Annotated in this window: 9 protein-coding genes, 1 pseudogene and 2 riboswitches; of the genes and pseudogenes, 2 read left to right on the top strand and 8 right to left on the bottom strand. The window is 60.3% G+C overall.

Annotated elements, in window-relative coordinates; all coding sequences use genetic code 11:
- Positions 1-608, top strand: a 608-nt coding sequence (locus JHD62_RS19815; RefSeq protein WP_255523036.1) for an EF-hand domain-containing protein, incomplete at its 5' end; no start/stop codon positions are given.
- A gap of 124 nt (positions 609-732) precedes the next feature.
- Positions 733-1,191 (top strand): BLUF domain-containing protein, encoded by a 459-nt coding sequence (locus tag JHD62_RS19810; RefSeq protein WP_199104325.1) that lies wholly within the window; start codon positions 733-735, stop codon positions 1,189-1,191.
- Between the two features lie 59 nt (positions 1,192-1,250).
- Here JHD62_RS19810 and JHD62_RS19805 read toward each other — a convergent pair whose 3' ends face one another.
- The 8 genes and pseudogenes from JHD62_RS19805 to JHD62_RS19770 form a co-directional block, all read right to left on the bottom strand.
- A complete protein-coding gene (locus JHD62_RS19805; RefSeq protein ID WP_199104324.1) occupies positions 1,251-2,528 on the bottom strand; it encodes an O-acetylhomoserine aminocarboxypropyltransferase/cysteine synthase family protein in 1,278 nt (425 codons plus the stop codon).
- Between the two features lie 165 nt (positions 2,529-2,693).
- On the bottom strand, positions 2,694-3,371 hold the full coding sequence (locus JHD62_RS19800) for a TetR/AcrR family transcriptional regulator (protein WP_199104323.1): 678 nt from the start codon (positions 3,369-3,371) through the stop codon (positions 2,694-2,696).
- Positions 3,372-3,574: 203 nt separating this feature from the next.
- Positions 3,575-5,158, bottom strand: coding sequence for an ABC transporter substrate-binding protein (locus tag JHD62_RS19795; protein WP_199104322.1), 1,584 nt, complete (start codon positions 5,156-5,158; stop codon positions 3,575-3,577).
- A gap of 106 nt (positions 5,159-5,264) precedes the next feature.
- Positions 5,265-7,295: a bifunctional diguanylate cyclase/phosphodiesterase gene (locus JHD62_RS19790; protein ID WP_233161116.1), complete on the bottom strand. Its 2,031-nt coding sequence runs from the start codon at positions 7,293-7,295 to the stop codon at positions 5,265-5,267.
- Between the two features lie 480 nt (positions 7,296-7,775).
- The gene (gene gcvP, locus JHD62_RS19785) at positions 7,776-10,628 is read right to left on the bottom strand and encodes an aminomethyl-transferring glycine dehydrogenase (RefSeq protein WP_199104321.1); all 2,853 of its coding nucleotides are present in this window, start codon (positions 10,626-10,628) and stop codon (positions 7,776-7,778) included.
- Positions 10,629-10,713: 85 nt separating this feature from the next.
- Positions 10,714-11,100 (bottom strand): glycine cleavage system protein GcvH, encoded by a 387-nt coding sequence (gcvH, locus tag JHD62_RS19780; protein WP_062789780.1) that lies wholly within the window; start codon positions 11,098-11,100, stop codon positions 10,714-10,716.
- Between the two features lie 92 nt (positions 11,101-11,192).
- A complete protein-coding gene (gene gcvT / locus JHD62_RS19775; RefSeq protein WP_199104320.1) occupies positions 11,193-12,281 on the bottom strand; it encodes a glycine cleavage system aminomethyltransferase GcvT in 1,089 nt (362 codons plus the stop codon).
- 41 nt (positions 12,282-12,322) lie between these two features.
- A riboswitch (glycine riboswitch) is annotated at positions 12,323-12,428 on the bottom strand.
- Positions 12,429-12,438: 10 nt separating this feature from the next.
- Positions 12,439-12,531, bottom strand: a riboswitch (glycine riboswitch).
- A gap of 241 nt (positions 12,532-12,772) precedes the next feature.
- Positions 12,773-12,957 (bottom strand): annotated as a pseudogene (locus JHD62_RS19770) (carbamate kinase); the annotation flags it as partial.

Genomic DNA, 12,957 nt, shown 5'->3' with positions numbered 1-12,957 from the left:
CCCTGTCCGGCCGTACGCTAGACCCGCTGACGCTGGACAGCGGCAGCCTGCTGTCCGTACCGGAGTGCAGCGATCAGTCTTTTGTGCTGCAGGATGGCAAGCAGGCGGTGATCATCCACCCGGAAGGTGCCGAGGTGCAGCCGCCACACCGCGAGAGCTGGCAGGAAGGCAATGAAACGCTGGTGGAAGAATGGATAGACGAAGGCGACCCGCTCTACGTACTGGGCCAGTTGAGCAGCCACGGTGGCGTGCGACCCGACCAGCAGGCATTCCGCCAGGATGTGGGCGCAAAGCTGAGCGAATGGAAACAGGACCAGCCGGCCTTGCTGCGCCGTTTTGATCTGGACGGCAGCGGTCAGATCAGCGAACAGGAATGGCAGCTGGTACGTGCCGCTGCCGAGCGTGAGGTTCGCCAGTTACACCAGCAGCTGGCCAGCACCCCGCCCACCTTGCATGTGCGCAAACCGGATGATGGCAAACCCTATCTGATCAACACCCTCACGCCGCAAGGCGTGGCCGTGAGTTATCGCTGGCGCGCCTGGCTGCATGCACTGGCAGCATTACTGAGCTTCCTGCTCTGGCTGCATCTGGGCGCGGGCAGCAGCTGAGCGTGGCTCGCGCAAGCGCGCAAGGTGCATGACAAGGCAATTCCACCTATCATGGAGCCAAGCCGGAGGCTTCATCACCCCGGCACGCATCATCACAAGAGCGCCCCAGCGCCAGGAGACTGCAATGATCCGCCTGATTTACTCCAGCGCCCTTAATCCGGCCTATTCACCGCAAACCCTGCTGGGTCTGCTGGCCGGTTATCGTGCCCGCAACGAACGCATGGGCATCAACAGCCTGCTGTTGCTGATGAACAAGGATTTCCTGCAAATGCTGGAGGGCGAAGAAGCAGCAGTGGATGAGCTGTACGACTTCATTCAGCACGACAAGCACCATTTGCAACTGACCCTGCTGTCGCGCGAAACGGTGAACCAGCCCAGCTTTGCCGGCCAGCCACTGGTTTTCGTTGATACCGAGGAGCTGGCACGCAAGCTGGGCCATCCGGTACACCTGAGCAATATCGCGCCGCATGGCGAGCTGGACCACGCCGAGCGCGCCAAGCGCTTTGTGCAGGAATTCATCAACGGCAAGTGGCATCACCACCTGGCCAACGGCCTGAACCCGCAGGTGGTGCATCGCCGCTAGTTCCACCACATTGAAAAAGGCTGCCCTCCGGCAGCCTTTTTTGCATCAACAAAGCACCTTTACAGGGCCGCTGCGTTCAGCGCCTGATCCACATCAGCCAGAATGTCGTCGATGTGCTCGATGCCGATGGACAGGCGAATCAGCTCCGGTCGCACCCCGGCCTTGAGCTGCTCTTCCGGCGACAGCTGGCGGTGGGTGGTGGAGGCCGGGTGGCAAGCCAGGCTCTTGGCATCGCCGATATTCACCAGACGGGTCACCAGTTGCAGTGCATCGATGAAGCGGCCACCGGCCTCGATGCCACCCTTGATGCCGAAGGAAAGGATGCCCGAAGCGCGACCGCCCATGTATTTGTCCACCAGCGCCTTGCTGGGGCTGGAAGGCAGGGCAGCGTATTCCACCCACTCCACCGCCGGGTGGGCTTGCAGGCGCTCGGCCACTTTCAATGCATTGTCGCAAATGCGGTCCAGACGCAGCGCCAGGGTTTCGATGCCCTGCAGGATCAGGAAGGCATTGAACGGTGAAATGGCTGCGCCCATATTGCGCAGCGGCACCACACGGGCACGGGCGATATAGGCAGCCGGGCCCAGTGCCTCGACGTAATTCACGCCGTGGTAGCTGACATCCGGCGTATTCAGGCGCACAAAGCGTTCTTTATGCTCGCCCCAGGGGAATTTGCCGGAATCGACAATAATGCCGCCAATACTGGTGCCGTGGCCGCCCAGGTATTTGGTGAGGCTGTGTACCACGATATCCGCGCCATGCTCGAAGGGGCGGCACAGGTACGGCGAGGGCACGGTATTGTCGACAATCAGCGGCAGGCCATGCTTGTGCGCTTCCTGGGCAAAGGCGGCAAAGTCCACCACATTGCCCAGCGGGTTGCCCACCGACTCGCAGAACACCGCCTTGGTCTTGCCATCCACCAGCTTGCTGATGGAGGCCGGGTCCTTGTAGTCGATGAAGCGCACTTCGATGCCCAGCTGCGGGAAGGTGTGGGCAAACAGGTTATAAGTACCGCCATACAGCGTGCTGGTGGCAATGATGTTGTCACCGGCTTCCGCGATGGTCTGGATGGCGTAGCTGATGGCCGCCATGCCGGATGCCACCGCCAGTGCCCCAATGCCGCCTTCCAGTGCAGCTACGCGCTTTTCCAGCACATCGGTGGTGGGGTTCATGATGCGGGTATAGATATTACCCTGCACTTTCAGGTCGAACAGGTCTGCACCGTGCTGGGTGCTGTCAAAGGCATAGCTGGTGGTCTGATACAGCGGAACGGCCACCGCCTTGGTGGTCGGGTCCGGGCTGTAGCCGCCGTGCACGGCCAGGGTTTCCAGTTTCATCTTCTTCTCTCCTGTGGCTTTACGCCTGTTGCATATCGCACTAACCATACCGTCAGCAGGGGAAGAAGCCAAGCCGGATTTCCTGCAAAGCTTATGAATTTCCGGCACAAAATGACAAATGGCCAGTCAGCGACTGGCCATGCAATGCGGCAAGGAAAAGATGACTTATACCGCCGGCAGCGCACCATGTACCGGTGCCATGCCGGCCAGCACGCGCTCGAAAGGCTGGCGGAAACGGCTGGACACATAAGGTGCCAGGAAATACAGCAGACTCAGGCACCCCTCGCGCGCCACGGTCTGTGCTTCCTGTGGACATTTGGCAATGTCGGGACGGGCAATCCAGCCGGTTTGCAACAGCTGGAAATTACGCGCGAGAAAACCGATCTGCACGTCGTCACCTTCCAGCATGCCCTGATCGCGCAGCTTGAAAAAAAGCTTTTCCACGCCACGGCTGATCAGCCCGGCTTCGATCTTGCTGTAGCTTTCCTGCAAGGACTGGTTGACCGAAAACAGGCTGGAAATGCTCTGCGGGATAAAACGGAAGGTCCACAGATGACGCAATACCTTTTCCAGCAGCGACACCAGGCCCTCGATCGAGGCATTCACGCTCAACTCGCCCGCGGCATTGAGATAATCAGCCATACCCTTGGAATAGCGCCGGTACAGCTCATTGATGATGTCTTCCTTGCAGGCAAAGTGGTAGTACAGATTGCCGGTGCTGATATTCAGGTAACGCGCAATGTGATTGGTGGTGACGCTGCGCTCGCCCTGCTGGTTGAACAGCTGCAGGCTGGCTTCGACAATGCGGTCAAAGGTTGGACTTTTGCTTTCTTTACGGCTCATGGCAGGTTCTTCCCGGTGCGCGGAACCCCGGGACAGACTGTTCCCGGCACCCGCTGCGTCTGTGATCGACAAACACCGGCACATGATACCGCAAGCCGTCCCGGGCAGCACGGCGATTGCCATGGGCAGCCGTTTGGCGATGCAAAAAGGCAGCACAAGGCTGCCTTTTGGTGTGGGATTTACGGCTTTGCCGGATGGGCGGCTTACTGCACATTCACCGTGGCAAAGTTGACCCGACCAAACGGGTTGGCAGCAAAACCGCTCACTTCCTTGCGCTCCAGTACATAGGCCGTGGGGTGGGCCAGCGGCAGCCACAAGGCCTGATCGCTGATCAGCTTTTGCGCTTGCAGGTACAGCTTGCTGCGCTGGGCAAAATCGCTGGTTTTCTTGCCGTCGCTAATCAGCTTGTCCAGCTTCGGGTCGCAATAGCGGGCAAAGTTGGTGCCGGACTGCACGGCGGCACAGGAGAACTGCGGGGTGAGGAAGTTGTCCGGGTCGCCATTATCCCCGGCCCAGCCCATGAACAGCAGGTCGTGCTCGCCCGCCTTGCCGCGCTTGATCAGCTCGCCCCACTCGATCACCTTGATCTGCGCACGGATGCCTACCTTGGCCAGATCAGCCTGCAACAGCTCGGCGCCGGCCTTGGGGTTGGGGTTGAGCGTGCTGCCGCTGGGGCGTACCCACAGCGTGGTGTCAAAGCCGTTGGGGTAGCCAGCCTGGGCCAGCAGTTTTTTTGCGCGTGCCAGGTCTTGCGGATACGGCTTCACGCTCTTGTTATAGCTCCAGGTATTGGGCGGATACGGCAGCGTGGCGGCGGTAGCCGTGCCATCAAACACGGTTTTCAGATAGGTGGTCTTGTCGAAAGCCAGGTTGACCGCCTGCCGGACCAGCGCATTGTCAAAAGGCTTGTGCTGGCTGTTGATGGCGACAAAGGCGGTCATGAAAGCCGGTGTGGACAGTACGCGAATCTTGCTGTCGCCCTGCACTGCCAGCACGTCTTGCGGCTTGGCCGACAAGGCCAGCTGGCACTCCCCTGCCTTCAGCTTTTGTACCCGCACGGTGGCATCCGGCGTGATGGCATAGATCAGTGCCGACACCTTGGGTTTACCCCCCCAGTAAGCCAGGTTGGGCTGATAACGCACCACGCTGTCCTTCTGGAAGCTGCGGAACACGAAGGGACCGGTGCCGATGGGCTTGCTGTTGAGCTCGGCCTGTTTGCCGGCAGCCTGCAACTGGGCGGCGTATTCGGCCGAGTAAATGGAGGCAAAGCCCATGCTCAGCGTGGACAGGAAAGTGGATTCCGGATAGTTCAGCTCAAAGCGCACGGTATTGTCGTCCACCTTGCTGACCGACTTGATCAGCTTGGGCAGCTGCATGGACTGGGCATGCGGGTAGCCATTGGCCGCAGTCTTGTACCAGGGGTGCTCCGGGTTGAGCATGCGCTCGAAGCTGAATACCACGTCGTCGGCATTCAGTTTGCGCGTAGGCTTGAAGTAATCGGTGCTGTGAAAAGCCACGCCCGGACGCAGCTTGAAAGTGTAGCTGAGGCCATCGGCGCTGACCTGCCAGCTGCTGGCCAGGCCCGGCTGCAATTTGTGAGCGGACGCATCGTATTCCACCAGCCGGTTCATCAGCACATCGGCCGAGGCATTGGTGGTCACCAGCGAGTTGTACTGCACCACGTCAAAGCCTTCCGGATTGGCATCGGTACAGACAGTCAGGGGTTTGGCCGCCAGCGCCAGCGGGCTGGCCAGCATCAGGGCTGGTAACAGGGTGCGTAGGTTCATCTTGGTCTCCGTGCGGGGGAAGGCCGTCATCATGCGGGGCCCCGGCTGGACATCAGCTTAAGGGAAGATGCGGAAAATTTGAATGACGCATTCCCGCTAAGCTTATTCAGACTGCGCTTCGTGGCGGCTCTTCACCATGCTCCAGCAATTCGTTGAAGTGGCGCAATGACAGCGGGCGACTGCACAGATAGCCCTGGTATTGCTGGCAGCCTTGCTCGCGCAGCCAGTCCAGCTGGGCGTGGGTTTCCACCCCTTCGGCCACCATGGCCAGCTTCAGGATGCGGCACAGGCTGGTGATCAACTCCGGGATGGCCGAACTTTGCGGCAGGCCGGAAATGAAGGAACGATCAATCTTGAGGGTGTTGAGCGGATAGTTTTGCAGATACGCGAGGTTGGAATAGCCGGTACCGAAGTCGTCAATGGCAATGGCAAAACCCATGGCCTGCAAGGCGGCCAGCGTCTTCATGGTGTGCGGGTCGTGCGCCAGCAGCAGCGACTCGGTGATTTCCAGCTCGATACTGGCGGCCGGGCAGCCGCTTTGCTGCAGGATCTGTTGCAGGGTGGCCGGCAGTTCCGGGTCGGCAAACTGGCTGGCCGACAGGTTGACCGATACCTGCAAGTTCCGCCCCTGCTGCTGCCAGTTAGCCAGCTGGGAGGCCACCTGGGCCAGAATCTGCCGGTCCAGTTCGCGTATCAGGCCGCTTTCCTCACTGGCGGGGATGAAGCTGTCGGGAAACAACAGGCCCCGTTCCGGGTGACGCCAGCGGGCCAGCGCTTCAGCCCCGACAATGCGGCCGCTGAAGCAATCCACCCGTGGCTGATAGAAGGCTTCGAATTCGCCATTTTCCAGGCCGCGGCGGATTTCGTACTCCAGCGCCAGGCGCGATCGGGCACGCGCATCCATGGATTCGTCGTAAAACTGGACGCCATTGCGCCCGGCTTCCTTGGCGCTGTACATGGCCAGGTCGGCATGGCGCATATGGCTTTGCACATCCTCGGCCCCGTCGGCGCACAGGCTGATGCCCACCGAGGCGGTCAGCTGCACCTCCTGCCCGTGCAGCCACAAGGGGCGACCCAGGCTTTCCACGATGGCTGCAGCCAGGCTGGCTGCAAGCTCCTTGACCTGTGGAGCGCACAGCAGCAACAGGAATTCGTCACCACCCTGTCTGGCCAGTTGCTGGCCGTGGGCGAGCAGTTGTTTCAGGCGCTCGCTCATCTGCACCAGCAGCAAGTCGCCAAAGCCGTGACCCAGGCTGTCATTGATGTTCTTGAAGCGGTCCAGGTCGATGCACAACAAGGCCACTTCCAGATTTTGCGCACGGGCTTGCTGCAACAAGGCCGGGTAATGCTGCTGGACAAAATTGCGATTGGGCAGCCCGGTGAGGATATCGTGCATGGCCAGATAGCTGGCGCGCGCCTCGGCCTCTTTCAGCTCGCTGACATCCATTTCGCTGACCAGCACTGCAGGCTGGCCGGATGCCGCATCACGGCAATGGCGTGCCGACACCTCATGCCAGCGCTCACCCTGCCGGGTCAGCACCCTGGCCACCAACCGGCCCTTGCCATGAGCCTGCAGCTGTTGTTGCAACGCGGCCAGATCTGCCGGGTCGACAAACCGCGTCTGCCAGCACTCTGCCGGGTCCAGCACTTGCTCACGTGCACTGGGATTGCGATACAGCGCCTTGCCATCGGCCTGATACAGGGTGATGAATACCGGCGAATGCAACAGGGCTTCCGCACTGCGCAGGGTGTCCGGGTCGGCCTGCAATTCACCCAGCGCTTCGCACAGCATCAGCATGCGTCCCTGATGGCGTATTCCGCTGAACATCACCTTCAGGCTGCGCGGATGACCGTTGGGATAGAGCGTCCAGGTTTCGGAAAACATCATGTCATGGCTGATGAAGTCGCTCTGGTACTGCTGCAAACGGCGCGCCACGGAGTCGGACATGTCCTGCCCCATGTCACGGCTGCACAATTCATCCAGGCTGGCAGCCTCCCACACCTGCAAGGCAGGAGGGTTGGCCCAGTACACGCGCCGGGCTTCAATATCGAATACCCATACCGGATGGCGCAGCCTGTCGAGCAAGGCAAAGCGCGCCATGCTTTCCTCGGTAAACGGTACTCCATCATGCGGCATATCGCGTTCCAACCTGCTCTTGCATCCTGAATGGTGAAGCCATGACAACAAGCATTACGTCATGTGCAATGAATAAGAGAGTCATTCTAGCAATCATCCAGCCTTTTTAAACCATAAACTTAAAATAAATCTCACTTCTTTAATACCTGCCCATATTTTAAGCAACAGCTAGATAACGCCCGCCCGCCATGACGGGTGGACAAGCAGTCAGCTGACGCCAGAAAAATAAAAAAGCCCCCGTAAAAACGGGGGCTTAGCCTGCTGACAAAATAATTTGGTGCGACTTCACTGGACCCGGCAAAGCCGGGCCTTTCGACAAAGTGATGACTTCCGCAGCCTTCCCATCTATTCCCAATCTCCCCGTCCTTGCCCTGCAAGGGAGCCTCGCTTTCCTTCCAGAAAGCGAGAGGGATTTCTGAGCCCCGTCAAAACGGGGGCTTATGGCGGTGGGACCCAGACAGGCCCCACGCCTGGGCTGGCTTACAGATAGCTGTCGGTGCTGGGGCAGCTGCACACCAGGTTGCGGTCGCCGTATACGTCGTCGATACGGTTCACGCTCGGCCAGAACTTGTTTTCCAGCACATAAGGCAGCGGGAACAGGCCGGTTTCGCGGCTGTACGGACGGTCCCAGTCGCCAGCGATGTCAGCCTTGCTGTGTGGTGCATTGCGCAGCGGGTTGTTGTCCGCCGGCCATGTGCCGTTCTGCACCTGGTCGATTTCCTGACGGATGGCGGTCATGGCGGCAATGAAGCGGTCCAGTTCGGCCTTGGGTTCGGATTCGGTCGGCTCGATCATCAGCGTGCCCGGTACCGGGAAGCTCATGGTCGGAGCGTGGAAGCCGTAGTCCATCAGGCGCTTGGCCACGTCCACCTCGGTGACGCCGCTGGCAGCCTTGAGCGGGCGCAGGTCGATGATGCACTCGTGCGCCACCCGGCCATTGGCACCGGTATACAGCACCGGGAAGTGCTCACCCAGCTTCTTGGCCATGTAGTTGGCGGACAAGAGGGCGTTTTCGGTAGCGGCCTTCATGCCTTCGGCACCCATCATGCGGATATACATGAAGGAGATGGGCAGGATGGAAGCCGAGCCGAACGGCGCAGCGGACACCGCAGACTGACCTGCAATCGCGCCCGGCACTTCAGCCACCACGTGGTTGGCCATGAACGGGGCCAGATGGGCTTTCAGGCCGATCGGGCCCATGCCCGGGCCGCCACCGCCGTGCGGGATGCAGAAGGTCTTGTGCAGGTTCATGTGCGACACGTCGGCACCGATATCGGCCGGACGGCACAGACCCACCTGGGCGTTCAGGTTGGCACCGTCCATGTACACCTGACCACCGTGGCTGTGGATGATGTCGCAGATTTCGCGGATCGGCTGTTCGAACACGCCGTGAGTGGACGGGTAGGTAATCATCAATGCCGCCAGGTTGGCCGAATGCTGCTCGGCCTTGGCCTTGAGGTCGGCCACGTCGACGTTGCCGGATTCATCACACTTCACCACCACTACCTGCATGTTCATCATCTGCGCGGTGGCCGGGTTGGTACCGTGGGCCGATTGCGGAATCAGGCAGATATTGCGCTGCGCTTCGCCACGCGCTTCGTGGTAACGGCTGATGGCCAGCAGGCCCGCGTATTCGCCCTGCGCGCCGGAGTTGGGCTGCATGGAAATGGCGTCAAAACCGGTGATGGCTTTCAGCTGGGTTTGCAGGTCGTCAATCAGTTGCAGGTAACCGGCAGCCTGATCGCGCGGGGCAAACGGGTGCATATTGGCGAATTCCGGCCAGGTGATGGGAATCATCTCGCTGGTGGCATTCAGCTTCATGGTGCAGCTGCCCAGCGAAATCATCGAGTGATTCATCGCCAGGTCGCGGTTTTCCAGCTTCTTCAGGTAGCGCAGCATCTCGTGCTCGCTGTGGTGGGTGTTGAACACCGGGTGGGTGAAGAAGGCGGATTCTCGCTTGAGGCCGGCCGGGATGGCATCGGCAGCGGCGGCATCCAGCGCGGCAATGTCGGCATCCTTGCCGGTAAACAGCTGGATCAGCGTGGCCAGATCAGCCTCGGTGGCGGCTTCATGGAAGGCAACACCCAGCACGGTGGCGGACACGCGGCGCAGGTTATAACCGGCAGCCAGGGCGGCGGCGTAGATGGCATCGGCATTGGCCGCTTCCACCTGTACCGTGTCGTAGAAGCGGTCGAATACCAGCTTGCCACCGGCGCTCTTCACCGCATGGGCGAAGATGGCGGCCAGACGGTGGATGCGGCTGGCGATGCGCTTGACGCCTTCGGCACCGTGATACACCGCGTACATGCCGGCGATATTGGCCAGCAGTACCTGGCTGGTACAGATATTGGAGTTGGCCTTTTCGCGGCGGATGTGCTGCTCGCGGGTTTGCAGCGCCATGCGCAGCGCGGTCTTGCCCTTGGCGTCCACCGACACGCCGATGATGCGGCCCGGAGCCGAGCGCTTCATTTCATCCTTGAAGGCAAAGTAGGCAGCGTGCGGGCCACCATAGCCCATCGGCACGCCAAAGCGCTGGGTATTGCCAATGGCCACGTCTGCACCCATTTCGCCCGGCGACTTCAGCGCCACCAGCGCCATGATGTCGGCAGCCACCACGGCCACACCACCCTTGGCCTTGACGGCGGCAATGTAGGGCGTCAGGTCGATCAGGTCGCCCGCTTCGCCCGGATACTGGAACAGTGCGCCAAAGTAGTCACCATTGCCGGCTTCTTCCGGATGGCCGGAAACCAGCTCGAAACCGAAGTACTTGGCACGGGTCTTCATCACGTCCAGGGTTTGTGGCAGCACGCGGCTGTCGACAAAGAACTGCGCGGACTTGCTCTTGGACACGCGGCGCGCCATGGCCATGGCTTCGGCGGCGGCGGTGGCTTCGTCCAGCAGCGAGGCATTGGCCATTTCCAGACCGGTCAGGTCCATCACCATTTGCTGGTAGTTGAGCAGCGCTTCCAGACGGCCCTGGGCAATTTCCGCCTGGTACGGGGTGTAAGCGGTGTACCAGCCCGGGTTTTCCAGCACATTGCGCAGGATGACGGTGGGGGTCAGCACCGGGTAGTAACCCAGGCCGATGAAAGACTTGTTGACGATATTGCGGCTGGCCACATCTTTCAGCGCAGCCAGGGCTTCAGCTTCCGGCACCGGGGACGGCAGGTCCAGCGCACGGTTCAGGCGGATGTCGGCCGGCAGGGTCTGGGCCACCAGATCGTCCAGCGAGGCGGCGCCGATTTCGGCCAGCATCTCGCTGCGCTCGGCATCGGAGGGGCCAATATGGCGGGCAATGAATTCGCTACGGTTAAACAGGGAAGCAAGAGTCATGGTGGGTGTCCGGTAATGAAGAGCAGAACCTGAAAGTGAAAAAGCCCCGCGATGGTCAGCATCACGAGGCTTTGACAGCGTGCAATCAGGCGCCGATTTCCTTGGCGTAGCCAGCGGCATCCAGCAGGCTGTCCAGATCTGCGGCATTGGCCGGCTTGATCTTGAAGAACCAGCCAGCGCCATAGGGCTCGCTGTTGGCCAGCTCGGGAGCGGCTTCCAGTTCGGCGTTCACTTCCAGCACTTCACCGGCGATCGGGGCGTATACGTCGGAAGCGGCTTTTACCGATTCCACCACGCCGGCCTGCTCTTCAGCAGCCAGGTTGGCACCCACTTTCGGCAGCTCGACGAACACGATGTCGCCCAGCAGCTCTTGTGCATGTTCGGTAATGCCCACGGTGACGGAACCGTCGGCTTCCAGACGCAGCCATTCGTGGCTGGCAACGTATTTCAGTTCGGCAGGGATATTGCTCATGGATTGAATCTCCTCGGATTGATTGAACCGTTACGGGAGCGGGAAACGGCAAGCCAGCGACAAGGGCTGGCTAGCTGTATTCCGGCTCGCTGTTATTCGAAAACTTTCTTGCCGTTGCGCACGAACGGCATCTTCACCACGCGGACAGCGGTGAGCGTACCACGCAAATCCACCTGTGCGTCGGCACCGGTTGCGGCCGGTACACGGGCGATGGCGATGGAGTGCTTGAGGGTGGGCGAGAAGGTGCCGCTGGTGATGATGCCCTCACCCACGCCTTCCACGACCACTTTCTGGCCTTCACGCAGCACGCCACGGCCTTCCAGCACCAGGCCCACCTGTTTCATCGGCACGCCGGCGGCCCTTTGGGCTTCCAGTGCCTTGCGGCCGATGAAGTCACGGCTGGCCGGTTCCCAGGCAATGGTCCAGCCCATGCCGGCCTGCAGCGGGGATACGGTTTCGTCCATGTCGTGGCCGTACAGATTCATGCCGGCTTCCAGACGCAGGGTGTCACGTGCGCCCAGGCCGATAGGGGCCACGCCAGCGGACACGAGTTCGTTGAAGAAGTTGATGGCCTCGCCAGCCGGAATCATGATTTCCAGGCCGTCTTCACCGGTATAGCCGGTTCGGGCAAAGAACCAGTCGCCTGCAGGCAAGCCCTGGAATACCTTGAGTGATTGAATGGCGTCGGCCAGTTGCGGCTTGACCGCACAGACCTTGGCAATGGCATTGGGGCCTTGCACCGCCAGCATGGCCAGGTCGCGACGTACATTGAGGGAGACATCAAAACCGGCCTTGTGGCTCTCCATCCAGGCCAGGTCTTTATCAGTGGTACCGGCATTCACCACCATGCGGTAGCCGTAGGAGGTCAGGTAGACAATCAGGTCGTCCACCACGGTGCCGTCTTCGGTCAGCATGCCGGAGTACAGGGCCTTGCCTTCGAAGGGCAGCTTGGCCACGTCGTTGGCAATCAGCTGTTGCAGCCAGGCTTTGGCATCGCTGCCGCTGATGTCGATCACGGTCATGTGGGACACATCGAACATGCCGGCGTCGCTGCGCACGATCTCATGTTCCTTCAGCTGGGAGCCGTAATGGATGGGCATTTCCCAACCGGCGAAATCAACCATCTTGGCGCCGGCGGCGACATGAGCGTCAAACAGGGGGGTACGTTTCGGGGCCGTCATCTGTGCGTCCTTGCAAAGGGGGTGTTTTGCCTGTCTTGGTACAACACCCCTCTGTCCTGACACCTGAGATTTTCCGGCGGGCATTTCAGCCGCCGTTAGCCCCTTCGGTGGCTGCCTCTACGTGCAGCGCTCTCCAGAGTAAAGCAGATACGTGATATCCGATGATGCAGTCCTTTTGCCTGAGCGATTGCGGGTGCGCTTGCGCCTTCGGCGGTGGCCGCGATTGGCCACTCTCTCCTGCATGATGGGGGCGATTATCGTTGCAGATAAAGACAAAGGCAAGCCAAGAATATCTTCACGCGAAGTGATCTATCCTGTTGTTTTTGCATTATTTTCATAAGCGAAAAGATACGAATGAAAATAATGTCACAATTTATTCATTATTGATCAGGAATAACAAAAGGGCTGCCCTGGCAGCCCTTGTTGATCCACATCTCACCTGCCCTTCAGCCGACGTCGACACGCCGCAGCAGGTGTTGCAGCGCCCTGCCTCAGTACCACTCGATACCGCTCTTCTCGGTGGAGATGATGGTACCGGCTTCGCCCTTCACGATCTTCTCGATGTCTTCCAGCGCGCCAATCACTGCACGCTTGCCGGTCAGGCGGGCAAATTCGCAGGCAGCTTCCACTTTCGGGCCCATCGAACCGGCCGCAAAGCCCAGCTTGTCCATTTCGT

Origin of the sequence: Aquitalea sp. ASV11 (assembly GCF_016429185.1) — a bacterium.
GTDB lineage: Bacteria > Pseudomonadota > Gammaproteobacteria > Burkholderiales > Chromobacteriaceae > Aquitalea > Aquitalea pelogenes.
Note: the sequence above shows the minus strand (reverse complement) of the source record. Positions and strands in the feature narration are given on the sequence as shown.

Bases quoted from the DNA above. Each gene is read 5' to 3' on its own strand.
- JHD62_RS19810 (WP_199104325.1), top strand. From the start codon at position 733: ATGATCCGCCTGATTTACTCCAGCGCCCTTAATCCGGCCTATTCACCG.
- JHD62_RS19805 (WP_199104324.1), bottom strand. From the start codon at position 2,528: ATGAAACTGGAAACCCTGGCCGTGCACGGCGGCTACAGCCCGGACCCG.
- JHD62_RS19800 (WP_199104323.1), bottom strand. From the start codon at position 3,371: ATGAGCCGTAAAGAAAGCAAAAGTCCAACCTTTGACCGCATTGTCGAA.
- JHD62_RS19795 (WP_199104322.1), bottom strand. From the start codon at position 5,158: ATGAACCTACGCACCCTGTTACCAGCCCTGATGCTGGCCAGCCCGCTG.
- JHD62_RS19790 (WP_233161116.1), bottom strand. From the start codon at position 7,295: ATGCCGCATGATGGAGTACCGTTTACCGAGGAAAGCATGGCGCGCTTT.
- gcvP (WP_199104321.1), bottom strand. From the start codon at position 10,628: ATGACTCTTGCTTCCCTGTTTAACCGTAGCGAATTCATTGCCCGCCAT.
- gcvH (WP_062789780.1), bottom strand. From the start codon at position 11,100: ATGAGCAATATCCCTGCCGAACTGAAATACGTTGCCAGCCACGAATGG.
- gcvT (WP_199104320.1), bottom strand. From the start codon at position 12,281: ATGACGGCCCCGAAACGTACCCCCCTGTTTGACGCTCATGTCGCCGCC.